The organism is Rhodococcus sp. NPDC049939 (assembly GCF_040656415.1).
Taxonomy (GTDB): domain Bacteria; phylum Actinomycetota; class Actinomycetes; order Mycobacteriales; family Mycobacteriaceae; genus Rhodococcus_F.
The window spans coordinates 385,231-407,848 of the sequence record NZ_JBFAMC010000002.1 but is presented as its reverse complement, the minus strand read 5'-3'; the positions used below and the strand labels follow the sequence as shown (position 1 = coordinate 407,848).

The following is a 22,618-nucleotide window of genomic DNA, read 5'->3' as shown; positions in this document are numbered from 1 at the left end:
ATGCGGCAGCGAAGACAGAAACGCCCCCGACCTGGCTATCGAATGCAGGTCGGGGGCATTCTCCACTGCGGAAGCGGAGGGATTTGAACTCTCCTGAGCCTCCTGGTCAGGGCCTCGAGAATGCTTTGACCTGCAAATATCATCACGAGCGTTCATGCAGAATCACCTAGTTTTGAGGGCAAGTGTGGCCGCATACCCCCAGCGGGCAAAGGACCTACTTCGGCAGTCGATCATGTTGTCGACGTCGGCAAGGTGATGGCTCCAGCCGTGGGCATGATGACCACGCAGGCCCTAACCCGAATACCGCCGAATACCGATCAGCTTCGGCGAGGTGTCCACGGTATGAGCGCCGTTTTTCGGCCAAAATCGGCCTGTTTTGGGCCGTGTTTCGACCGAACACCCCTATATCCGCGCGCGACCCCCCTCGCCCCCGGGGGAGAGAGAACCAGTGACCGGGCGGAGTGGTCATCGGTGGGGGTTGTGGTGATTGTGACCCCCTACCCCTTGCGAAGATGTTCACCATGACTGAAACCATCGGATACAAGAGGTACATACGACAGATCGACACCAACTACGCGGGCCGCGCCGACCACCTGTTCCGGCACAACCCCGAGCTGTACGCCCGTATGCGCGAGGAGAACCCGGACTGGGACGGCGTGTACTGGCACCTCGGGCATGACCTGACTCTCGAGCCGGTGAACGTCGCCGAGTACGTGCCGAACAACATCACCCTCGAATGAACGAATATGCGGCCATTCGGAGCGGCAACCTCACCCCACCTTGACCTTCACCATTGCTCGCTGGGTCGGTGAGGGCGTCGTGGGCTCGGCTCTACGGGCATGGCGTGGCTTCCCTCGGGATGGTCGTCTTCGGTGATAACCTCCCACATACCCCGGGGGGGCATGCTCATATTCTCGAGATGCCGCCGATGCACGCCGCCATACGGGGAACGAGAGAAGGGAATTCCTTGATCAAGTCAGCACGTGCCGCTGCCACCGCAGCCTTGGCCGCTCCGCTCCTGGCCGCGGTGTTCGCCGCGCCGGCCAACGCCGCACCCGAAGACGTCACCCTCGCCGCCGAGGTTCAGGGCAATAACGTCGACTTCACACTCACCAACAACAGCCAGCAACGTCTGTCCTGTTCCGTGAATGTCGCGCCCGCCGCCACCCCCTGGAACGCTGTATGGGATCACAACCCCCTCCCCTCGCCCGGCAGCGATGATCGCTTTACCGCAACCTTGGACGATGGCAGCTACCAGGTCGATTGGTTCTGTCACGACTCCGACATCTCTGAGAGCTGGGGGACGGGGAATATCGGAAACTTCACAAAGACGGCCGAGCCGATCTTCTTCACCGCCCCGGTTGTCCCTGACGACGGCGGCACCGGCGACGGCGACACCGGCGACGGCGACGGCGACGGCGGCACCGGCGACGGCTGGCACCTTGCCCCCGGCAGCCTCGCAGTCCTCGAAGCCCTCACCGCAGGCAGCGCCGCACTCGGCAGTTCCTAACCGCCCCTTCCTGGCCCGGCACCATCACGGTGTCGGGCCAGGAAGGCGTCCGCAGTCAATCACTCCATTCGAGGAACGAGCGAAGGGAATTCTTTGATCAAGTCAGTACGTGTCGCTGCCACAGCAGCTTTGGCCGTTTCCCTCCTGGCCGCTGTGTTCGCCGCGCCAGCCAACGCCGAACACTCTCCCATCCACGGCTCACCCGACGAAGTCACCGTCACCGCCGAGGTCAAGGGCAACGAAGTCGAATTCATCGTCACCAACAACAGCTCGCGAGCGATCGCCTGCTGGTGGAACGTATTTGACGACAAAGACCAGGGAGGCCATCCACGGGACGGCTGGAGTCGCATCCTTCGCGGCGGCGAGAAGGAGTTGCGCTTGACGGCGACCGTCGACGATGGCAGTTATCAGATCATCTGGATGTGTGAAACTCCTAGCGGCACTGACCGTGAGTGGGGGTCGTGGGATTTCGAAAACAAGACGGCCGAGCCGTTCCGCTTCACCACCCCCTTTGTCCCTGACGACGGCGGCACCGATGACGGCGAGGGCGGTACGGGCAGCCCTGGCAGCCTCGACTTCGGCAGCCTCGGCGGTTCCTAGGCGCCCCTTCCTGGCCCGGCACCATCACGGTGTCGGGCCAGAAGCATGTTCAGGCACCCTTAGTGACGGCAAGGGTTAGCTCTGGGTACAGCACACAGCGCCCCGGCCTGCTCGTGACCGGGGCGCTTGGGCTTCGCCCGGCGAAGCATGTGCAGGAAGTCCTCGACATTCCCTCGGCGACGGCAACACGATGGATTCGTCGCGCACGCGAGTTGCCCATCTTCGACAGCGCCACGGCCACGGGCGAGGAAGTCGTCGATGGTGACGATTGAGCCCTACGAGACAGAGACCGGCAAGCGGTACAGGGTGCGCTACCGCACCCCGATCGCAAGCAAACCCAGAATCGCGGTTTCACGAGCAAGCGGCAAGCGCAAGACTTCGCGGCCACGGTCGAAGTCGAGAAGATGACCGGGCAGTACGTCGCGCCAAAGCTCGGCTACATCACCGTTGGTGAGATTTCTGCGAAGTGGTTGGAGCGCAAAGAATCTGATCTGAAACCTTCGGCGTACAAATCGATCGAAACGGCGTGGCGAATCCATGTCGAGCCGCGTTGGGGCAAGACACGCCTGGCCGATATCGACCTCGATGCTGTCGAACGTTGGATTGCTGACATGGGCCGCACAGTCAGGGACCCGAAGGACGGCGACAAGGTTCTGAAGAAGGGCAGCGGCGCAACAGTCGTGATCCGTGCGTACGGCGTCCTTGCCGGCCTTCTCGACAGTGCGGTGAAGTCGAAACGCCTGGCCGGCAATCCGGCACGAGGCGTTGAGAACTTGCCACGAAAACAGAGGAAGTCGCGGGTCTATCTCACCCATGATCAGGTGTGGGCACTCGCGGACGAGTCGGGCGACAAGCGCACGCTGGTCCTGGTCCTCGCATACTGCGGCCTTCGGTGGGGTGAGACAATCGGTCTGCTGGTGAGGGATCTGGACCTGTTGCGCAAGCGGGTTACTGTCACCGAGAGCGCGGTGCAGGTGAACATGACCATGCACGTCAGCACGCCGAAGAGCGACAAAGGGCGATCAACTCCCATCCCGGGCTTCCTCGTCGTGGAGCTAGCACGACCGTGCGAAGGCAAGGGACGAGACGACCTGGTGTTCCCGAGTCGTGACGGCGACTATCTGAAACGGTCTGTCTTTACAGCGACCTATTCGACGACGATCTCGACAGCGTTGGAGACGCGCTGAATCAGGCCGCATCTCGGGCAAGTGTGGCCAATTTGTGGCCAAACGCAGGATGAGCACCGCACCAGAGGGAACAAAATAGCCCCTCACCTGTGATTACAGGTGAGGGGCCTCGGCGGAAGCGGAGGGATTTGAACCCCCGGTCGCTCTCACGACGCTCGCTTTCAAGGCGAGTGCATTCGGCCGCTCTGCCACGCTTCCGTGGGGGATCTTATCGGTAAGGGTTCACAGACCGGAAATTGGTCAGCGGTCGCCGATCGTCTTACCTACTCGCTCGAACACCTCGGTGAGAAGTTCGAGTTGCGAGCTGGTGAGCAGGTCTATGAGGTTGCTGCGCACGCCGGCTACGTGAGTGGGCGCCGCTTCCGCCACTCGGGCACGTCCTTCGTCAGTGATAACCGCAAGAACGCCGCGACCGTCCTCGAGGCATGTGGAACGGGTCACCATGCCCTGCGCTTCCATCCGGCGTATCTGGTGGGTGAGGCGGCTACGCGACGACAGCACACCATCGGCTAGGTCGCTCATTCGCAGCGAACCGTCCGGAGAGTCGGTCAGCAACACCAAAATCCGGTAATCAGCTAACGACAGATCGTGCCTGTCTTGCAGATCCTTGTTGAGAACATTCATCAGCCGCTGGTTGGCATCCAGGTAGCTACGCCACGCCCGCATCTCCGCAGGCGACAGCCACTCGGTTGCCAATGCTGCATCCGAAGCCTCTGCCGTCACGGGTTCATTCTATTAGCGGATGAGACTTTCCAATAGCCTTGCCTCTCCCAGGCAAGCGACACGCCAGCCGTGACTGCTCACAGCTGCCTGCCCCCGCAAATATTTCGCTAGCGTCGTGGTCATGTACGCCATCACGATCGATCAGCCGGGCGGCCCAGAAGTCATGAAGTGGGCGGAACATCCCGACCCGACCCTCCCGCCCGGGCATGTTCTGCTCGACGTGGCCGCTACGGCAGTCAACCGTGCCGACCTGTTGCAGCGCCAAGGTTTCTACCCTCCGCCACCGGGAGCCAGCGACATCCTCGGGCTCGAGTGCTCCGGGACCATCACCGAACTCGGTGAGGGCGTCACTGCGTGGTCCGTCGGCGACCAGGTGTGCGCACTCCTCGCCGGTGGGGGTTATGCCGAGCGGGTGGCCGTTCCCGCGTCACAGCTGATGCCCCTGCCCGACGGAGTGGATCTGCTGGTTGCGGCTTCGTTGCCGGAGGTTGCGTGCACGGTGTGGTCGAACATCGTCATGGGCGCCGGGCTTTCCCGCGGCGATGTGATGCTGGTGCACGGCGGGGGTAGTGGCATCGGCACTCACGCCATCCAGGTGGCTGTCGCTCTCGGTGCCCGCGTCGCTGTCACGGCGGGTTCGGAGGGGAAGCTGGCCCGCTGCCGAGAACTCGGGGCGGACATCCTCGTGAACTATCGCGAAGCCGACTTCGTCGAGCAGGTCCGAACAGCGACAAACGATCACGGCGCTGACGTGATTCTCGACAACATGGGTGGCTCCTACCTGGACCGCAACATCGACGCGCTCGCCGTAGACGGGCGTCTCGTAGTGATAGGCATGCAGGGCGGCCGCACGGGCGAGCTGGACCTGGCCAAGTTGATCGCCAAACGCGCCCACGTGATGGCGACAGGACTGCGCATGCGCCCGGAGACGGGCCGCAGCGGCAAGGCGAACATCGTCGCCGACGTCACCGCACGCCTGTGGCCACTCATTGCCGAGGGAGCCGTTCAACCGGTCGTGTCGGCCGAGCTGCCGATCACCGATGCACCCCATGCGCACGAATTGTTGGACTCACCGGAAACCGTCGGGAAGGTGATCCTCACGATCCCGCGGGACTAGGGCTACCCTGTATCGAGCCTGGTCAGTGGAGCGCAGCGAGTTCGCTGACGAGCTGGTCGATCTCGTAGCGGGTGGTGTAGGGCGCGAGCCCGATGGTGACGGCTCCGCCCTCGTCGTTGACACCGAGTGAGTCGAGCAGTCGCGAACCGCCATGGACGCCGCTGACGGTTGCGATGCGTTTGTCAGCGAGGTAGGACGCCACCTTGTCTGCCGAAATTCCGGCCACGGTGAAGCTGAGCGCAGGAACACGGCTGGGTGAGCGTCCGAGGACCATGACCCGCGGAATCCTGTTGAGTGAGGACATGAGGTGGTCGAACAGGATGTCGTGGTAGTTCTGAAGCGAACTTATCGACGTTTCGAGCTTCTGGCTCCGCGAACCCGTGGCCGACTCGTCGAGGTTGGCGAGGAAATCGATCGACGTCGTGAGCCCGGCAAGCAACGCGAACTGATGCGCCCCGACCTCGAGCCGTTCGACTCCTCGCGCTTGCGGGTTGAGGGACACGGAGGGGATGCGATCGAGCATCGCGGGGTCGCGGAAGACAAGGGCACCGACCTGCGGTCCACCCCAGGACGTTGCACCGACGGCGACGACGTCAGCGCCGAGTTCGTTGATGTCGACGTGTGCGTAGGGTGCTGCGCCGACCGCGTCGACGACCATCAGTCCGCCCACTTCATGGATCCTGTCCGCTACGACGCGGACATCGGGTGCCGAGCCGACGATCGGTGATGCCGCAGTGAGCGCCACCAGGCGGGTCGTGCTGGTGATGAGGTCCTGGAACTGCCAACTGGGCAGTTCGCAGGTCTCGATTTCGACCTCCGCCCACCTCACCTGGGCCCCGTACCGACTGGCCACCCGTAGCCAGGGTGCAACGTTGGCTTCCTCGTCGAGCCGGGACAGAACCAACCCGGTTCCTAGACCGAGTCGAGTACTCAACGATTCCGCAAGCCAAGCCAGCAGAATGGATCGGTCGGGACCCAGCACGACCCCCTCGGGCTCGCCCCCGACCAGGTCGGCAACGGCCGCACGAGCAGCATCGATTACCGCCGCGCTGCGCCGGCTGGAAACATGTTGCCCGGTCGAGGAAGATGCGGACGCCCGAAAGGCTGTCGAGACCGCGCGGGAAACCGCGTCCGGAATCTGCATGCCGGTCTGCGGATCCAGATGAATCCAACCGTCGCCGAGTGAGGGGATGAGTCCCCGTACACGGGCAACGTCGTAAGCCATGCCCGACACTCTAAGACCCGAGTCAATACGACCGACGCGAGCCGTCGGTTGTTGTGATGTACCGCGAGCCCACGCGAAGATGGAAAGTGGATGCAGCCGCACATCCCTGACCGGCACCAGACAAGATGGACCCACAAGAGGTTTCCGTCCAAACGAACGCGACCAGGAGCAGCGACATGCACACCCACCCCACCCGATGCGAGGGCTGTCCCCCCGACCCGACGGATGGGGAATCCGCAGGTGATCAGCGATGACGAACTCGAAGAATGATCACGTCGTGATCGGCCCTGATGGCCAGCCCGCAGAAAACCCTGCCGCTGAGGCTCCGGACGGTGCCAAAGGCAAGGCCTCGGATGACGGCGACAAGGGAACCCAGTCCCAGTCGGTAGCGGACATGGTCGAGCAGCCGGCCAAGGTCATGCGCATCGGAACCATGATCAAACAACTCCTCGAGGAGGTGCGCGCCGCTCCTCTCGACGACGCCAGCCGGACCCGGCTGAAGCAGATCCACCAATCGTCGATCAATGAACTCGAGCAGGGTCTGGCACCCGAGTTGCGCGACGAACTCGATCGGCTCACACTCCCCTTTGTCGAGGAAACCATTCCAACCGACGCCGAGCTCCGCATCGCGCAGGCTCAGTTGGTCGGATGGTTGGAGGGATTGTTCCACGGGATCCAGACCGCCCTGTTCGCTCAGCAGATGGCGGCACGATCACAGCTCGAGCAGATCCGTCAGGGTGCACTGCCTCCCGGGGTCACCATCGGCAACCCTCACCCCGCGCAGAATCCCGATCAGGGATCGCAATCAGGGGGTACTGGCCAGTACTTGTAGAACCCGTGGATCCGACCTCCCGGTAGGCTCAGTGGCCGTGTCAGCATCCGCTATCGAAACCGGGGCCGAAGGCGACCCCCACGCGGCGTCCGATTCGCAGACCCTCCGCCGTGCGTTCAAAGACCTCAAAGACGGCTTCGGCCAGCGCGAGCTTTGGCTGAGCCTAGGCTGGCAGGACATCAAGCAGCGCTACCGGCGGTCGGTGATCGGCCCATTTTGGATCACGATCGCCACCGGCGTGCAGGCCGCGGCGATGGGTATTCTCTACTCCGCCCTGCTCAATATCCCGCTGAGTGAGTTCCTCCCGTACGTCACGGTGGGTCTGATCGTATGGAACCTGATCGCCGCGAGCATCCTCGAAGGATCCGAGGTATTCATCGCCAACGAGGGACTGATCAAACAGTTGCCCTCGGCATTGAGTGTTCACGTCTACCGATTGGTGTGGCGGCAGATGTTGCTGTTCGCTCACAACCTTTTGATCTACGTGATCTTGCTGTTCGCGTTCGGGGTGTGGCGGAACCTGACGTGGATGTCGCTGATGGCGATCCCCGCGATCATGCTGCTCGTCGTCAATGCCGCGTGGGTGTCGATCATGTTCGGCATCTTCTCCACCCGCTACCGCGACATCGCGCCGATCCTCGGCAGCCTCACGCTGCTGCTGTTCGTACTGACGCCGATCATGTGGACCACGCAGAGCCTCCAGCAGCAGGGCGGAGAAGCCGCCAGGCGGGTCAAACTGGCAGAGATCAACCCGCTGTTCCACTACCTCGACATCGTGCGCGCGCCCATGATCGGACAACCCCAGCAGGCGTATCACTGGTACATCGTGTTGGCCATCACCGCTGTCGGATGGACCGCCGCCATCCTTGCGCTTCGCAAGTACCGGGCTCGTGTGCCCTACTGGGTATAGGAGAGTTTGCAATGACAGCGCTCGAGCGAAGCGAGAGTTAATGACCAAACACGTCAGCATTGAGACCCGGGACGCTTGCGTCGACTTCCCGATCTTCGACGCGAAGTCCCGTTCGCTGAAGAAGGCCTTCCTCGGCAAAGCCGGCGGAGCCATCGGACGCAACACCTCGGACGTCGTGGTGGTCGAGGCCCTGCGTGACATCAACCTGTCGCTGAAGGAAGGCGATCGGGTCGGGCTGGTCGGCCACAACGGCGCAGGAAAGTCGACGCTGCTCAGGCTTCTGTCCGGCATCTACGAACCGACTCGTGGCAGTGCCCGGATCCGCGGACGTGTGGCGCCCGTCTTCGATCTCGGCGTCGGAATGGACCCGGAGATCTCCGGCTACGAGAACATCATCATCCGCGGGCTGTTCCTCGGGCAGACGCGCAAGCAGATGCTCGCGAAGATGGACGAAATCGCCGAGTTCACCGAGCTGGGCGAATATCTTTCGATGCCGCTACGCACCTACTCCACCGGCATGCGTGTGCGCGTCGCCATGGGTGTGGTGACCAGTATCGACCCTGAGATCCTGCTGCTCGACGAGGGTATCGGCGCCGTCGATGCAGAGTTCATGAAGAAGGCACGGGTCCGGTTGCAGGCACTCGTCGAACGCTCGGGCATCCTGGTGTTCGCCAGCCACTCCAACGAGTTCCTCGCTCAACTCTGCGACTCCGCCATCTGGATCGACCACGGTCAGGTCCGGCAGCGCGGCGGCATCGAAGATGTCGTCCGGGCCTACGAGGGTGACGACGCCGCAGACCATGTCCGGCACGTCATCGAGGAGATGGAGCGGGAGAAAGCCGGTCAGGACGCGCCGTCCGCCACCCGGAACTCCTCGGTCGAGCACTCCGGTGCGCAGCCCCAGGCGGAGTCCGCGTGAGCACTGCTGGGCGTATCACCGGCGTCGTCGTCACCCACAAGCGCCGCGAGTTGCTGTCCGAGTCGTTGAAGGTTCTGAGTTCACAGACTCGACCGCTGGACCATCTGGTCGTCGTGGACAACGCCGCCGAGGACGCGGTGCGCGAAATGGTCGAGACTTGCGGGATCCCCGCCACCTATCTGGGCTCCCAGCACAACCTGGGCGGGGCCGGCGGCTTCGCGCTCGGAATCCTCTACGCACTCTCGCTCGGCGCCGACTGGATTTGGCTCGCCGACGACGACGGGCGCCCTGAGGGGCCCGAGGTTCTCGAGACGCTGCTCGACTGCGCGCAGCGGCACGGATTGGCGGAGGTGTCACCCGTGGTCTGTGACATCGACGACCCGGATCGGCTTGCTTTCCCGCTACGCCGTGGCGTCCAGTGGCGGCGGCTGCGCTCCGAACTGTTCGCAGACGGTGATGATTCGGCCGACCTGTTGCCTGGGATCGCGTCGCTGTTCAATGGCGCCCTGTTTCGAGCGTCCACCATCGACGCGGTCGGTGTTCCCGACCTGCGCCTGTTCGTCCGGGGAGACGAGGTGGAGGTCCATCGCAGGCTGGTGCGGTCGGGGCTGCCGTTCGGCACCTGTCTGCAGACCGTATACATGCACCCGAATGGCGCGGAGGAGTTCAAGCCAATCCTCGGTGGCCGAATGCACACCCAGTATCCGGACAACGCAACCAAGCGCTTCTTCACCTACCGCAACCGCGGCTATCTGCTGTCACAGCCGGGTATGCGGAAGCTGCTACCCCAGGAATGGGTGCGGTTCGGGTGGTACTTCCTCGTCACGAAGCGCGACCTGCGGGGGCTGCGCGAGTGGATGCGACTACGGAAGCTGGGCCGCCTCGAGCGGTTCACGCGCTCCTGAAGACGCCTGTCAGAGTCGAGCGAGCAACTCGGCCTTCGTGGTCGCAAACTCGCCATCCGTACGCCAGCCGATCACCGACTATCCGTCGGGGACAGTGGCCCGGCACATCCGCCGTCGTCATACACTGACGTCCGGAAGACCGTAGTGACCCCGTAGGCGCTCATCAATCGCCTCGCTGGTGCCGCTCCCACACGGTGGAACGTTGATCGCCAAGCCTTGGTTGCGAGGTGCCGGCATGCGGAAGACGGCGAACTCCACGATCGGCGACTTCTCAGCTATCGCAAGTTGATTCGAGAAATCAGGTGAATCGGGGCGCGTACAGACGCTCGATTCCATACCGAACGCCGATGTGAGATGAAGGCCGTCACAGATTGCAACGGCAGATGACTCGCGCCAAGCGCCACTGACAAAATGCGAACACTCGCGTCCCTGTTCCCCCCGTGAACTAGGACGCAAGCTGGCAACATAGATATATGTTCGATCAAATGCGGAGGAAGAACCGTCTCGAACTTCAACGCGTAATGTCCGAGTTGGTGTCCGAATCGGACCGCCGCTCGCGCCAGCTGACCGAGAACCAGCACGACCAGACGATGGCCGAGCTCAGTGCGACCAACCAGGAACTCACGCGGGTGCTGTCCGAGCTCTCGGACGCTCGCATCGAGATTGCAGATGTTCAGCAACGGCTCAGCGATCTAGAACGGCAGGCCCGTCGCGACATCACCCATGCACTGGATGAGCAAGCCACGGACCAGTCTGCTGCGTTCGTGCTCGAACACATGCCGAAGGCTCCCGTTTTCTGGAGTCCACACGACACACTGCGCTACGGCCTGTCGCAGGTGGAGATCGACGGGCTCGCCCTCGAGTTCGGGGTCGCGTCGGGCACCACCCTCAAGATCATCGTCGAGCAGTTGAAAGAGGCCGGCCATCAGGTGTTCGGCTTCGACGTGTTCTCCGGGCTCTCACAGACCTGGCGCACCGGGTCACAGGCCGGGGAGTCCGCGCAGGAGGAGTTGCCGCACGTCCGCGGTGCGACGTTGGTTCCGGGTCTCTTCGAGGACACACTGTCAGGTTTCCTCGACAAACACCCCGGACCCGTTGCGTTCGTGCACTTCGACGCCGATCTGTACTCGTCCACCAGGACCGTGCTGGACCGCCTGGGGCATCGACTCGTCCCGGGCACCGTGATCGTGTTCGACGAGTTCTTCAACTTCCCTGGCTGGCAGGAGCACGACTACCGAGCGTGGCGCGAGTTCGTCGACCGCACCGACATCCGCTTCGAGTATCTGAGCTACACCGCCAACAACGAACAGGTGGTCGCTCGGATCACCGCACCGATATCACCGCTCGACTGACTGACGTTCGTCGCCGGCAGAGAGGCCGAGTTGCCCCTACTGCCCGTACAGCCGGGCCCAATTCTCTCGACTCGCCAGTCGCGGCAGCGCATCCCGGTATTCCCGTTGCGCACCCGACGCATCCTCACGGAACCGCTTCATGAGCTTCGCCGTTCGCGCTGTCAATTCGCGCGCGGTTTCCTTGTCGCGGCGGCGCACACGCACACCGGACTGGGAAGCGTCGGTGATGACGGCGGTGTCGAAGAGTGACACGTGCCACCAGTGCGCCTCCGCTGCCGGGATGTTCGCCACTCCGCGCTGGGTACGGCCGATCCACTGATATGCGGCTCGCTTGGCAAGCACGATGTCGAGCTTGTTCTTGTCCGGTTCGTACCCGGCGAAACGGGTGACGAGGTCAGAGTTGCGAATTCCGGGAATTTTCGTCGGCGGATGCTTGACCGTTTCCGGGAAGCGCCTGCGTTCCTCACGAATCGAGGCCAGCACGGCCTGGCCGCCATCCTCGAGTATCGACGGCCCCTCGAGGAAGTCCTCGATACCGCGGATCATGGTGTATGCCAAGCCGTACTGCATGGACACGAGGTACTGGGTGATCTCCCGCGTCATCATCTTGCTCAGGGACTTGGCGTCGAACTCGCTGTGCAGTGCGGCGGCGATGAGGGAGTTACGGATACTGAAGTACTTGGCCCAGTCGTCGCGGTCCTTCCAGTGGAAGTCGGCGTGCCACACACCGGCCCCGGGCAGCGTGACGGTGACGAATCCGGCGGACCGCGCGCGGATGCCGTACTCGATGTCGTCCCATTGGAAGAACATCGGGAGCGGCAGACCGATCTCAGCGACCACCTCGGCAGGAATCAGGCACGACCACCACGCGTTGTAGCCTGCGTCGACGCGCTTGTTCTGCTTCTTCTTGAGCAAGTTGACGTCGTGCCGAGATCCCGCCGCCCATCGGCCCGCCTTCAGCTTGGTCAGGTCGGCTTCCTCGGCGCTGACGTGCAGGTGATCCGGATTCATCAGGTACAGCATCTGCGCGCCTACCAACGTCGGTTCCGTCGTGACGTTCTCGAACGCGTTCATCCGCAGAATCGACTCCGGCTCGCACAGGATGTCGTCATCCATCAGGATCAGGTTGGCGTGCTCGTTGATGGCCGACACCTCGTACATGCCGCGAGTAAATCCGCCGGCCCCACCGAGGTTCGGCTGCCGCAGGTATACGAGTTTGTCGCCCAAGGTCTCGGCGACCTCGGTGAACCTCGCCCGGTCCGACACGTAGTCGTTGCCCTGGTCCACCACATAGACGGCGTCGATGCTCGACAACATCGTGGGGTCACTCGCGATGGCGGAGACGGTTTCGACACAGTCGTCGGCACGGTTGAACGTACAGATCGCGATCGCGGCCGGCCTGATCACCGACGGCGCGGCGACTGTCCACTCCAGTTCGCTCACAGTGAGGGCACCGTCGACAGCTGCGAACTCGACCCACATGGAGCCGCCGTCGAGGTAGGTATCGAGCTTCGCAGAGAGCTGCGTCGTCCCGGATCCGTCTATCTTCGCGGTCGCGAGGACGCGCGAGTGGCCGCCCGAGTCCGAGCCGCGCAGCGCCACCTCTGTTCTCCCGGCGGCCTCGTGCCGGAACCCGACCGTCACCTCGGCGACGGACGTCCAACGCTGGAAGTAACTGGCCGGGAACCGCCCGAAATAGGTGTCGGTCTCGACCTTGGCACCCTTCTCGAGGTGCAGGACGTCTCGCTCACGGTGCGCGCGTCCGCGGACGATCTTCGCGTACAAATCATCTTTGACACGGGTAGTGGGACCGGTGAACAAACCTCGCGCCACAACGAGTCGATCGGGCGCACGATGCTCGGTAAGAGCACTCCGCACTGCGGCCGTACTCCCATCGACAGGTGCTACCGACGTGGACTCTTTCATGCTGCTCCTACTTGTCCCCCGCGAGAGATGGGTCGACCGCTCCAGGGCTGCTGCGCGATCGTGTTTTTCAGTTCGCAGAGTATCAACCTCGCGGTGCGCTCCCCGACCGCACGACGAGGTTGCGATCCCCGTGCCGACCCCGTAACCGGAACAACCCCGTCCCCATTGCGAGTACATCTGCGCCGGATACGCGTGTTCCGTGACTGTCGTGGTCTTCGCTCAGACGAACCGGGACCTCGACCGGAACGATGCCGAGCCGCTCCACGAGGTGAACGAGTTCGGTCGTGAACAAGAATCCCGGTTCGGCCAGGTCGGGAATGAGTCCGCGGATCAGCTCACCGTCCATGAGGACGGTGCCCTGGGGATCGCCGGTTCTCATCCCGAGGACTACCCGGCGCATCAAGGCGAACCCCCGAGTCAGAGTCCCACGCAAGATACCGCGTCGGACGTGCGAGTCCGGGTGCGCCTTGGAGCCGACAACGACAACCGGCACGCGCCCCTCGTGTTCGGCTGCGAACCTTTCGGCGCCGTCGAGGTCGTCGAACCCGAATGGAAGATCGTCGGCAGTGAGCAGGACATGCGCGCCACTACTCGCTGCTGCCCCGGCCTGAAGGGCGTTGCCCATGCCCCTCGGACTCTGCAGCACCGTGAACGACACGGGTCCGGCGACCCAGTTCTCGGCCAGGCGGGTGCATATCTCGAAGGTTTCGTCGCTGGACCCGTTCTCGACGACGATTATCTCGGCATCGTGCTCTGACAAGTGGTCTGCCAACCGGCGAACCGTCTGCTCGATGACTGCGGCTGAGTTGTGTGCCGGAATTACGACCGACAGGTCGGGATGCACCGATGCGCCTATCCGATAGCGGCAAGGACCGAAGAGACTCACTTGGCGGATCTTAGCTTTTCCGGGTCCGCGCGTGCCATCGGCCGCGCCGATGTCGTTTACTAGGACGATGCGACGCGTTCCCGAATGGCTTGTCGTGGCCGGTGTCGCTGTGTCGGCGACACTCATCGCCATTGTTCCCCGCCTGGTCTACAACCGCTTCTACTACGGCGGTGACATGCTGGAATCGTTCGTGCCGTCATGGCACCGGATCGGCACCGAACTCCTCGCCGGGCGTTGGCTCACCGTCAATCCCGACGCCTGGATCGGCGGGAACTACGCGGGCGAAGCAGCCTACGGACTGTATAACCCCGTTAACCTCGCCAATTACATGCTCACGGCGAAGTTCGAGGACCTCTCCGTCGCGGCCTTCGTGATCATGGCGGAATTCCTCGCGTTGTTCGCCGCCGCCACATACCTGCTGTGCCGTGAATACGGCGCACGTCGCGCACCGGCGATCCTGGCCGGCCTGACCATCCCGTTCAGCGGGTTCACCCTGTTCTACGAAGCGGGCGGATGGCCGTCGGGGATGATGGCCGTGGCCTGGGTGACACTGTTCTGGTGGTCCGCGCTGCGCCTGTCCCGTGGACGCACGAACCCGCTGGTCACGTTCGTGATCGGTGCGTTGACCATCAGCATGGGGAACCCGTACGCCGCGCTCGGTGCGGTCATCGTCCTCTTCGGTATCGGGATCGGACTGCTGGTAGAGCGCAAGTTCTACCGAATTCTCGTGCTGGTGATCACCGGCGCCTGCGCGGGTACTGCGGCGTTGGTCACATACCTGCCCCTCTTCCTCAGTGTCGAGGTCACGACGCGCGCCGACAGCACCGGCATCTTCAACGACACGTTCATGCAACCGCAGATCGGCGGTGCGGCCGGGATGAGCAGCCCGTCGTACCTGCCGGTCATCACGACGTTCGACGGGCCTGTCGAGGTCATCCCGTCGCTCTACCTGGCGTGGTTCGTGCTGCCACTCCTGCCGTGGCTGGAATGGGGACGCATTCGCGCGCTGTTTTCGTCCACCGAGTTCCGTCGCTCGCACGGCAGGCCGCTTGTGAGCCTCGCCATCATCGCCTTCATCTACTTCCTCTTCACATTCGGGCCGTCGAATGTGGGCATGTTCCGGTGGCCGATTCGGCTGGTCGAGTACCTGTACCTGTGCGTCGTGATCGGTTTGTCGCTGGCGCTGTCGCTGGGCCTCGCCCGGACCGCGATCCGCAAACGGGCCGCCACATCGTTGGCACTGATTGCGCTGGGCTTCTACCTGGCGTTCTCCTCCTCGCCGGCACTGACCGGTTGGCACGCCTTGTTCGCGCTGCTCATAGTCGCGCTATGCGCTGCTGCTTACGCCGCCTGGCGAGCTTGGCGCACGACCGGGCTCGTCGCGGCCCTCGTTCTCGGCACGGTGCTGGTAACCAGCGCGCAGGTCTACTCACTGACCTCGCAGATAGTCCCGGACAGTAGTGGTGCCCCATCCAGCACGGCAGCACTGTCCGAACAGACCGACCGTTATCAGGGCACCGTCCTGCAAATCGCCGAGCTCGATGGCACCTCGAGTCAGGACATCACCGAGGGTCGGATCCTGTTCGGCAACGAGATCATGGCGTCATCGGTCCAGGCCAGCATCAACGCCTACACCGGCATCGGGTTCACCGAATTCCAGAATGCGCTCTGCATGGACTACCGCGGGGCGGTATGCCAGGAGCTCTACGCGGCGCTGTGGCAGCCGGTGAATGCGGAGATCCTCATTCCGCTGGTCGACTACCTGCGCGTCTCCACTCTCGTAGTGCAGCACAGTCTCGTACCCGAGGTCGAGACCGCGCCGCCGCCGCCAGGCTGGCGGGTCACCGACCGCAGCGACTCCCGGACGGTGTTGCAGCGCGACACACCACTGCCACTGCCGGGGACCGTCTCTTACGTGTCCGATGGCGTCGACGTGGCGGCATCGGACGCCGAAGCCACAAGCGAAACGGTGCAGGTAGGCGGAAGCGGCGGCACCGTCTCGTTCGCACGGCTGGCCTGGCCCGGTTACTCCGCCACCGTCGACGGCGAGCATGTGGACGCTGTCGCGGGATGGCACGGTTTACTCGAGGTCTCGGTACCGCCGGGTGATCATGAACTCGTCGTGACGTTCCACCCACCCGCGCAGCGCTTGTCCATCGCCGCGCTGGGAGCCGGGACGCTCTTGGCGCTGATCCTGGCTGTCGTCGACCCGGTGGTGCGCAGGCGCAAGCGCCGCGCGGCCAAGGCCCTCACGGTTGAGGATCGCTCGCAGGTCGAGCGCGAACGTGCGCGCGTTCACCCTGCGGCCCAAAGAGGCTGAGGATTTCAACCGGTTGTGGCCCCGGGTTGCTGAAACAGTGTGGGACATGCGTGTCGAACTCTGCGACCTCACCCGGAGTCAGGATCAGGTCGTGTTCGCCCAGCAATAGTCGCAGTCGACCCGACAGCACATACAGCCATTCATAGCCTTCGTGGGTCTGCAGGCGCGGCTCCCCTGCCGGACTGCCCGGAGGGATCACGTGCTTGAACGCCTGTATCCCACCGGGCCTGCGGGTCAGCGGGACGATCGTCGATCCGAAACGCTCGATGGGTTTCAGGTGGACTCGGGGGTCTCCGGTGGCAGGAGCGTCGACGAGTTCGTCCAGCGGGACTTGGTGGACACGGGCCAGCAGCAGCATCAACTCGAGGGTGGGTTTGCGCTGACCGGACTCGAGGCGCGAGAGAGTGCTGACCGAGATCCCTGTCGCGTCGGAGAGTTGGGACAGGGTCGCGCCGCGTTGTCGTCGCAGCGCTTTCAGTCTCGGTCCCACCGCGTCGAGAACTCCGTTGAGCTGGGACAGGTCTTCGGGCATGTCCACAACTTTGCCATATCGGCAAACAACCTTGCCAGCTTCGGCAGCCGCAACGAACAATCGCCCGGAACCCACGAACGAAGGAGAACGCGGTGGAAGACAGGTACGACGTTGTGGTCATCGGCGGCGGCGCGGCTGGACTCAGTGGTGCGTTGACGCTGTCCCGGGCACGTCGATCGGTGCTGGTGATCGACGCCGGTGACCCACGCAACTCGCCCGCCGAGCACATGCACAACTATCTGGGCCGCGAGGGCCTTCCTCCCAGCGAACTGCTGATCGGGGGACGCGAGGAGGTGCGCGCATACGGCGGCGAGGTCATGACCGGAACCGTCGAGTCGGCCGAGCGCATCGTGGACGGGACGTTCCGGGTAGTCCTCGCCGACGGAAAGGCGGTGCTCGCGCGACGACTCCTGGTCACCACCGGCCTCGTCGACGAACTTCCCAACATTCCCGGGCTGGCCAAGCGCTGGGGGCGCGACGTCCTGCACTGCCCTTACTGCCACGGGTGGGAGGTTCGCGACCAGCCGATCGGCATCCTGGCTACAGGCCCGCTGACCGTTCACCAGGCATTGACGTGGCGGCAGTGGTCCGACAACGTGACACTGTTCCTTCGAGGCCTGATCGAACCCACTGACCAGGAGTTCGAGCAACTTGCCGCGCGTGGCATCTCAGTCGTCGACAACAGGGTGACGGGCATCGAGGTGACCGGAGACCGGCTGGTCGGCGTCCGTGTGGATACCGACCAGGTGTTCCCGATCAGGGCTGTGGTGGTCGCGACATCACTCGCCGCCCGCTCGAAGGTCCTCGAGACCCTCGGCCTCGAGCCCAGCGATCAGAAGATGGGCGGGCACGTCATCGGTACTGCCATTGCCTCGGACGCCACCGGCGCCACCGAGATTCCGGGAGTGTGGGTGGCAGGCAACGTGACCGACCCGAAGGCTCAGGTGATCGTCGCTGCTGCCGCGGGCATGAACGCCGCGGCGGCAATCAACGCCAACCTCATCGAGGAGGACACGCTACTGGCTGTCGCCGGCGTCAGCTGTTAGCCGACACCGTCACATCGTGGACCACGCGATGCGCGGGCAAGATCGAATCGCGTTCCGCATCGATGTCGCCCTCGCCGCCGAGCAGCCCGATGAAATGCGCTAGCTGGGCGGCGAGGGGTTCCTCGCTGTAGCGGATAGTCGGGATCTCGATCACGGTCTGCTGCTGGTATCCGTCCCGGTCGGCCGGGAGGTCGTCGTCGATGTGTTTGTAGATCGTGATGTCACGGCGCAATAGATCGATCTCGATCAGGCGGCCCGACTCGAGCAGCGATAGCTGCCGAACCTTGCGCTGGCTCACACGACTAGCCGAAATGGTTGCCACCGCACCGGATTCGAAGCGAAGCACAGCCTCGGCACAATCTTCCGCCTCGTTGCGTACCGAGCTGTCATGGAAGTAACCGAATTCGCCCTTCGCCCCTACAGGTTGCGATCCCGTGAAGCCGATCGCGAGATCGACGTCGTGAATCAGGAGGTCGGTCGCGACACCCGTAGGGATGCGAGATACGAACGGCGAGTGCCGAATACCGTTGACCTGCCACACGTCGCCCACGAACTCGCGTGCTGTCCGGACCGCCGGATTGAACCGTTCGAGCAGACCGCACATCAGCGGCACTCCGGTAGCGGCGGACCGCTTCACGAGGTCGGCACTCTCCTCATACGTTGTGGCGAGCGGTTTCTCGACGAGCAGTGGCTTGCCCAGATCCAGAATCCGGCCTGCCACGAGATAGTGTGCGGGAGTCGCAGCCGCGACGACGACGGCATCGATGCCGTCGAGGCCGTCGAAATCAGCAGCCCAGGTGGTGCCGAACCGTTCCGCCGCCGCCGGTCCCCTATCCTCGTCAGGCTCGACCAGCAGGGCCAGATCGCACAGCTGAGACTGCGCGAGTACGCGCGCGTGCAACGAACCCATCTTGCCGGACCCGACGAGCGCGATCCGCGGTCGATTCTTCGTCATCATGCTCCCATCGCTTCGCGTACGGCGGCCACGATCTGATCTATCTCGCCGGAGGAAAGTGCGGCGTGCACAGGAAGGCTCAGGCATCGGCGCGCCACCGAAGTGGCAACCGGGGTGTCCTCGATGATCACTCTGGGGTGCTCGCGGTAGCAGTCGTAGTCGTATGCGGTCCGCGGGTAGTAGATCCCACTGCCGACGCCACGCTCGAGCAGGCGCTGTGCGAGCGTGTCGCGATCGATCGGCGCGTCGTCGCCGAGGGTGACCGTGAACTGATGCCACACGTGCCCACGACCAGCGAGTTCCGACGGGAGGCGGAGACCGCCGACGTCCTTCAAGCCTGTTCGCAGAGCCTCGGCGTTACGCCGACGTGCCTCCACCTGTTGCCGGTAGGTACCCAGTTGCGGCAGTGCCAGGCTGGCCTGCAGATCCGTCATCCGAAAATTCTGGCCCACCATCTCGTACTCGTAGCGCCTCCGCATGCCCTGGTTTCGCAAGACTCGTAGCCGATCGGCCACGGCGTCGTCGTCGGTGGTGATCATTCCGCCCTCGGCGGTGGTGAGGTTCTTGGTGGCGTAGAACGAAAAGCACCCGAGCCCGAAGCTGCCGGCACCGCGGCCCTCGAAGGTAGCGCCGTGTGCCTGGGCCGCGTCCTCGACCACGGTGAGACCCCGTGACTCGGCAAGCGGAGTCAGCGCCCCCATGTCGGCGGTCTGGCCGTAGAGATGCACTGGAAGAAGCACCTTGGTGCGCTCATTCACCCGCTGCGCCGCGACGTCAGGGTCGAGAGCGAAATCCGCCTCCGCGATGTCTGCGAACCGTGCCGTCGCCCCCGACTCGAGAATCGCGTTGAGGGTGGCCACAAAAGTGAACGGGGTGGTGAGCACTTCGTCACCTGGCTCGAGGTCCTGCACCTGTAGGGCCGCGACCAGCGCCGTTGTGCCATTGTTGACTGCAACGGCATGTTTGGTGCCGACGAGGTCGGCAAACCCCTCCTCGAGCCTCGCGACCTTCGGCCCCTGCGCGACCACGCCGGATCGGAGAGTATCGAGAACTTCACGCTCGACGTCCTCTCCGAAAGAAATGCTCGAGATCGCGATCACAGTGCCTCCGATAGATTGATGTCTTGTTCACGCCGTTACTCCACAGAGTGCAACAACGTGAATGGTGCAACAACGTGAAGGCTCCCATCGCCTGCACGGCTACTGGAAGGAACCTCGAGTCTTTCATGTCCATCGGCGATAGCTGCGACATCCACCCCACAGTCGTCATCGGCGACGAAGTGACGATCGGAAACCGGGTGAGCATCGGGCCATACGCCGTCCTCACCGGACCGCTCGACATCGGTGACGACTGCTGGATCGGCGCCAATGTCACCCTCGGGGCGCCACCCGAGTGGATCGGGAAAGTACATCCCCGAACGTGGACCGAGGCCAGCCCACACAAAGGGGTCGTCATCGGTGCGGGCACGGTGATCCGCGAGATGAGCACGGTTCACCAGGGCGGCGAGCGGACGACGCGCATCGGGCGCGGCGGCTTCATAATGAACCGCTCGTCGATAGCGCACGACGTCCAGATCGGCGAGGACTGCGTCATCGCGCCGTCCACTACGTTCGGCGGCCACGTGACCATGGGCGACGGCGTCAATCTTGGGATAAACACGGTGATTCACCAGCGCCGCGTCATCGGCGACCGCGCAATGGTCGGAATGGGGTCGGTTGTCGCCAAGGACATTCCGCCGTTCGCCAAAGCGTTCGGCAACCCCGTCGCCCTACGCGGCACCAACCGCGTAGGCATGGCACGGATCGGGATCGCCGAAGAAGACATCGATGCGGTGGAGTCGCTGTACGCGTCAGGAAACCTGGGTGCACATCTAGACCCACCGGAAGCGCTCGCCGAGGCGTTCTCCTGGTGGCGGACGCTAGCAGCCAAGCCTCTGGCCACCTTCGATTGAGGTCGTCCTTCGCCCGATTTGCCTCCGCCAGGGCCGCAGCAGCCGGCGCGGCAGCGCGGTCCTGTTGCTCGATCACATTCCGTGTGTCGTTGCGACCGTCACAGTCCTGCGGATTCGAAGGTATAGATCGACGCCCGGTCGTTAACCTCCACGGGCTGCCGGTGCTCACATTCCGACCACCGGCTTTGCCACGGCACGGTTGATCCGTTCTGTTCATCGTACGGCGGGAGAAATGTGAGTCACTACAGCGGTTTCCGCAACCACCCCACGGCCAGGCAACATGTCCGACGCCTGTTGCTCGGATTGACGGCCACCTCTCTGATGGTTCTCGGTATTGCAGGGGTGGGAGCAGGTACCTCGGTCGCGGACGCCGTCATCGAAACCGTCCCTGTCGCTGCCACCCCACGGGGGGTAGCGATCACCCCGAACGGAGACTTTGCCTACGTCACCAACAGCTTCGACGATTCGGTGTCAGTGATCGACACCGAAACCAACACCGAGGTCGACACCATCGCGGTCGGAGTCGCCCCACGAGGGGTAGCGATCACCCCGAACGGAGCCTTCGCCTACATCACCAACATTGGTGACGACACGGTGTCGGTGATCGACACCGAAACCAACACCGAGGTCGACACCATCGCGGTCCGAGCCGCTCCACAGGGGGTGGAGATCACCCCGAACGGGGCCTTCGCCTACGTCACCAACAGATTCGACAATTCGGTGTCAGTGATCGACACCGAAACCAACACCGAGGTCGACACCATCGCGGTCCGGACCGTCCCTGAACAGGTGGCGATCACTCCGAACGGGGCCTTCGCCTACGTCACCAACGGCTTCGACCATTCGGTGTCGGTGATCGACACCGGCACCAACACCGAGGTCGACACCATCGCAGTCGGGACAGTCCCGGTGGGGGTGGCGATCACTCCGAACGGGGCCTTCGCCTACGTCACCAACAGCTACGACGATTCGGTGTCGGTGATCGACACCGAAACCAACACCGAGGTCGACACCATCGCAGTCGGCGACTTCCCGGAGGGGGTGGCGATCACTCCGAACGGGGCCTTCGCCTACGTCACCAACAGATTCGACGATTCGGTGTCGGTGATCGATACCGGCACCAACACCGAGGTCGACACCATCGCGGTCGAGGAGGACCCGTTCGGGGTGGCGATCACCCCGAACGGGGCCTTCGCCTACGTCACCAACAGGGATGACGACACCGTGTCAGTGATCGCCTTCGGGCAATGTGCCGGTTCGCAGTGCATCGACTTCGGTTCGCTGACCGGCAGCGGCTAGAGCGCAGGCAGCGTGTTCAGCTGATACCAGCACCACAGAACCGAATGACGCCGCCACCGCGATTGTCTTGGTGGCGGCGTCATCCGTTTCCCACGGGTTCGACTCGATTCGCAGCAACCACCGTAAGCCATCAGAACCACAGCTTCGCAGTATTTTTTCTCGCGGCGACTGTCCATGTCCGCAACGGCTGCATCGACCCTATGTGAACCCGGCTACGCCAGGACTGTAGTCGGCGCCGACTACAGCTAGGCGTTCGAGATCGCCTGCTCCCCGGCCCCGCCCGGTCACCAATACGGGCCCGCTGCCGACAGGACTAACCCTTGTCCGAAGAAGGCGTCCCATCCAAGACACCCATCGAGGCCGGATCATTCCCGATCACCGTCACCAGCAGAAGCGCGGGGGTCTATATCAGGCGGGGAACCA

At 63.6% G+C, this 22,618-nt stretch carries 22 protein-coding genes and 1 tRNA gene; 15 read left to right on the top strand and 8 right to left on the bottom strand.

The annotated features are described in order from the left end of the window. The first annotated feature begins 521 nt into the window (after nucleotides 1-521). The 5 genes from AB0I57_RS11205 (at nucleotide 522) to AB0I57_RS11185 (ending at nucleotide 3,297) form a co-directional block, all read left to right on the top strand. Nucleotides 522-740 carry a hypothetical protein gene (locus AB0I57_RS11205; protein WP_358334333.1) on the top strand — a complete coding sequence of 73 codons (219 nt, stop codon included), beginning with the start codon at nucleotides 522-524 and terminating at the stop codon, nucleotides 738-740. 227 nt (nucleotides 741-967) lie between these two features. Next, nucleotides 968-1,510 (top strand): hypothetical protein, encoded by a 543-nt coding sequence (locus AB0I57_RS11200; protein WP_358334330.1) that lies wholly within the window; start codon nucleotides 968-970, stop codon nucleotides 1,508-1,510. 93 nt (nucleotides 1,511-1,603) lie between these two features. Continuing rightward, nucleotides 1,604-2,110 carry a hypothetical protein gene (locus AB0I57_RS11195; protein WP_358334327.1) on the top strand — a complete coding sequence of 169 codons (507 nt, stop codon included), beginning with the start codon at nucleotides 1,604-1,606 and terminating at the stop codon, nucleotides 2,108-2,110. A 62-nt stretch (nucleotides 2,111-2,172) separates the two neighbouring features. Further along, on the top strand, nucleotides 2,173-2,382 hold the full coding sequence (locus AB0I57_RS11190) for a hypothetical protein (RefSeq protein WP_358334324.1): 210 nt from the start codon (nucleotides 2,173-2,175) through the stop codon (nucleotides 2,380-2,382). Nucleotides 2,383-2,514: 132 nt separating this feature from the next. After that, nucleotides 2,515-3,297: a tyrosine-type recombinase/integrase gene (locus tag AB0I57_RS11185; RefSeq protein ID WP_358334321.1), complete on the top strand. Its 783-nt coding sequence runs from the start codon at nucleotides 2,515-2,517 to the stop codon at nucleotides 3,295-3,297. A gap of 113 nt (nucleotides 3,298-3,410) precedes the next feature. On the opposite strand, the gene AB0I57_RS11180 is transcribed toward AB0I57_RS11185, so the two are convergent. Together AB0I57_RS11180 and AB0I57_RS11175 are read right to left on the bottom strand one after the other, a co-directional pair. Further along, a tRNA-Ser gene (locus tag AB0I57_RS11180) sits at nucleotides 3,411-3,495 on the bottom strand. 42 nt (nucleotides 3,496-3,537) lie between these two features. Beyond that, nucleotides 3,538-4,020 (bottom strand): MarR family transcriptional regulator, encoded by a 483-nt coding sequence (locus tag AB0I57_RS11175; RefSeq protein WP_358334318.1) that lies wholly within the window; start codon nucleotides 4,018-4,020, stop codon nucleotides 3,538-3,540. Between the two features lie 121 nt (nucleotides 4,021-4,141). On the opposite strand from AB0I57_RS11175, the gene AB0I57_RS11170 reads away from it, so the two are divergent. Further along, complete coding sequence (locus AB0I57_RS11170) at nucleotides 4,142-5,137, top strand: NAD(P)H-quinone oxidoreductase (RefSeq protein ID WP_358334315.1); 996 nt, start codon at nucleotides 4,142-4,144, stop codon at nucleotides 5,135-5,137. A gap of 22 nt (nucleotides 5,138-5,159) precedes the next feature. Here AB0I57_RS11170 and AB0I57_RS11165 read toward each other — a convergent pair whose 3' ends face one another. After that, complete coding sequence (locus AB0I57_RS11165; protein WP_358334312.1) at nucleotides 5,160-6,362, bottom strand: cysteine desulfurase-like protein; 1,203 nt, start codon at nucleotides 6,360-6,362, stop codon at nucleotides 5,160-5,162. Nucleotides 6,363-6,612: 250 nt separating this feature from the next. On the opposite strand from AB0I57_RS11165, the gene AB0I57_RS11160 reads away from it, so the two are divergent. From AB0I57_RS11160 to AB0I57_RS11140, 5 genes are all read left to right on the top strand, one after another. Then, nucleotides 6,613-7,194 (top strand): bacterial proteasome activator family protein, encoded by a 582-nt coding sequence (locus tag AB0I57_RS11160; RefSeq protein ID WP_358334309.1) that lies wholly within the window; start codon nucleotides 6,613-6,615, stop codon nucleotides 7,192-7,194. Between the two features lie 37 nt (nucleotides 7,195-7,231). Continuing rightward, the gene (locus AB0I57_RS11155) at nucleotides 7,232-8,104 is read left to right on the top strand and encodes an ABC transporter permease (protein ID WP_358334306.1); all 873 of its coding nucleotides are present in this window, start codon (nucleotides 7,232-7,234) and stop codon (nucleotides 8,102-8,104) included. A 40-nt stretch (nucleotides 8,105-8,144) separates the two neighbouring features. Then, entirely contained in the window at nucleotides 8,145-9,023 is an 879-nt protein-coding gene (locus AB0I57_RS11150; protein ID WP_358334304.1) for an ABC transporter ATP-binding protein, read from the top strand. After that, nucleotides 9,020-9,928: a glycosyltransferase family 2 protein gene (locus AB0I57_RS11145; protein WP_358334301.1), complete on the top strand. Its 909-nt coding sequence runs from the start codon at nucleotides 9,020-9,022 to the stop codon at nucleotides 9,926-9,928. The genes AB0I57_RS11150 and AB0I57_RS11145 overlap by 4 nt, the downstream gene beginning before the upstream one ends. A gap of 473 nt (nucleotides 9,929-10,401) precedes the next feature. Beyond that, complete coding sequence (locus tag AB0I57_RS11140; RefSeq protein ID WP_358334298.1) at nucleotides 10,402-11,280, top strand: class I SAM-dependent methyltransferase; 879 nt, start codon at nucleotides 10,402-10,404, stop codon at nucleotides 11,278-11,280. 36 nt (nucleotides 11,281-11,316) lie between these two features. Here the strand turns inward: AB0I57_RS11140 and AB0I57_RS11135 are convergent, their stop codons facing one another. Further along, the gene (locus tag AB0I57_RS11135; protein ID WP_358334295.1) at nucleotides 11,317-13,206 is read right to left on the bottom strand and encodes a glycosyltransferase; all 1,890 of its coding nucleotides are present in this window, start codon (nucleotides 13,204-13,206) and stop codon (nucleotides 11,317-11,319) included. 82 nt (nucleotides 13,207-13,288) lie between these two features. Next, on the bottom strand, nucleotides 13,289-14,092 hold the full coding sequence (locus AB0I57_RS11130; RefSeq protein WP_358334292.1) for a glycosyltransferase: 804 nt from the start codon (nucleotides 14,090-14,092) through the stop codon (nucleotides 13,289-13,291). Nucleotides 14,093-14,159: 67 nt separating this feature from the next. On the opposite strand from AB0I57_RS11130, the gene AB0I57_RS11125 reads away from it, so the two are divergent. Beyond that, the gene (locus AB0I57_RS11125; protein WP_358334289.1) at nucleotides 14,160-16,412 is read left to right on the top strand and encodes a hypothetical protein; all 2,253 of its coding nucleotides are present in this window, start codon (nucleotides 14,160-14,162) and stop codon (nucleotides 16,410-16,412) included. On the opposite strand, the gene AB0I57_RS11120 is transcribed toward AB0I57_RS11125, so the two are convergent. After that, nucleotides 16,342-16,944 (bottom strand): XRE family transcriptional regulator, encoded by a 603-nt coding sequence (locus AB0I57_RS11120; protein WP_358334287.1) that lies wholly within the window; start codon nucleotides 16,942-16,944, stop codon nucleotides 16,342-16,344. The two genes, AB0I57_RS11125 and AB0I57_RS11120, sit on opposite strands and share 71 nt — an antisense overlap. Before the next feature lie 92 nt (nucleotides 16,945-17,036). Between AB0I57_RS11120 and AB0I57_RS11115 the strand changes: the two genes are divergently transcribed. Next, complete coding sequence (locus tag AB0I57_RS11115; protein WP_358334284.1) at nucleotides 17,037-17,990, top strand: NAD(P)/FAD-dependent oxidoreductase; 954 nt, start codon at nucleotides 17,037-17,039, stop codon at nucleotides 17,988-17,990. Here AB0I57_RS11115 and AB0I57_RS11110 read toward each other — a convergent pair. Both AB0I57_RS11110 and AB0I57_RS11105 read right to left on the bottom strand, forming a co-directional pair. Then, the gene (locus AB0I57_RS11110) at nucleotides 17,980-18,945 is read right to left on the bottom strand and encodes a Gfo/Idh/MocA family oxidoreductase (protein WP_358334282.1); all 966 of its coding nucleotides are present in this window, start codon (nucleotides 18,943-18,945) and stop codon (nucleotides 17,980-17,982) included. The genes AB0I57_RS11115 and AB0I57_RS11110 overlap by 11 nt on opposite strands. Continuing rightward, the gene (locus AB0I57_RS11105) at nucleotides 18,945-20,045 is read right to left on the bottom strand and encodes a DegT/DnrJ/EryC1/StrS family aminotransferase (RefSeq protein WP_358334279.1); all 1,101 of its coding nucleotides are present in this window, start codon (nucleotides 20,043-20,045) and stop codon (nucleotides 18,945-18,947) included. The genes AB0I57_RS11110 and AB0I57_RS11105 overlap by 1 nt, the downstream gene beginning before the upstream one ends. Nucleotides 20,046-20,170: 125 nt before the next feature. Between AB0I57_RS11105 and AB0I57_RS11100 the strand changes: the two genes are divergently transcribed. Then, nucleotides 20,171-20,896 (top strand): DapH/DapD/GlmU-related protein, encoded by a 726-nt coding sequence (locus tag AB0I57_RS11100; protein ID WP_358334276.1) that lies wholly within the window; start codon nucleotides 20,171-20,173, stop codon nucleotides 20,894-20,896. Between the two features lie 234 nt (nucleotides 20,897-21,130). Next, nucleotides 21,131-22,195, top strand: coding sequence for a beta-propeller fold lactonase family protein (locus tag AB0I57_RS11095; protein WP_358334273.1), 1,065 nt, complete (start codon nucleotides 21,131-21,133; stop codon nucleotides 22,193-22,195). Nucleotides 22,196-22,618 lie beyond the last annotated feature (423 nt).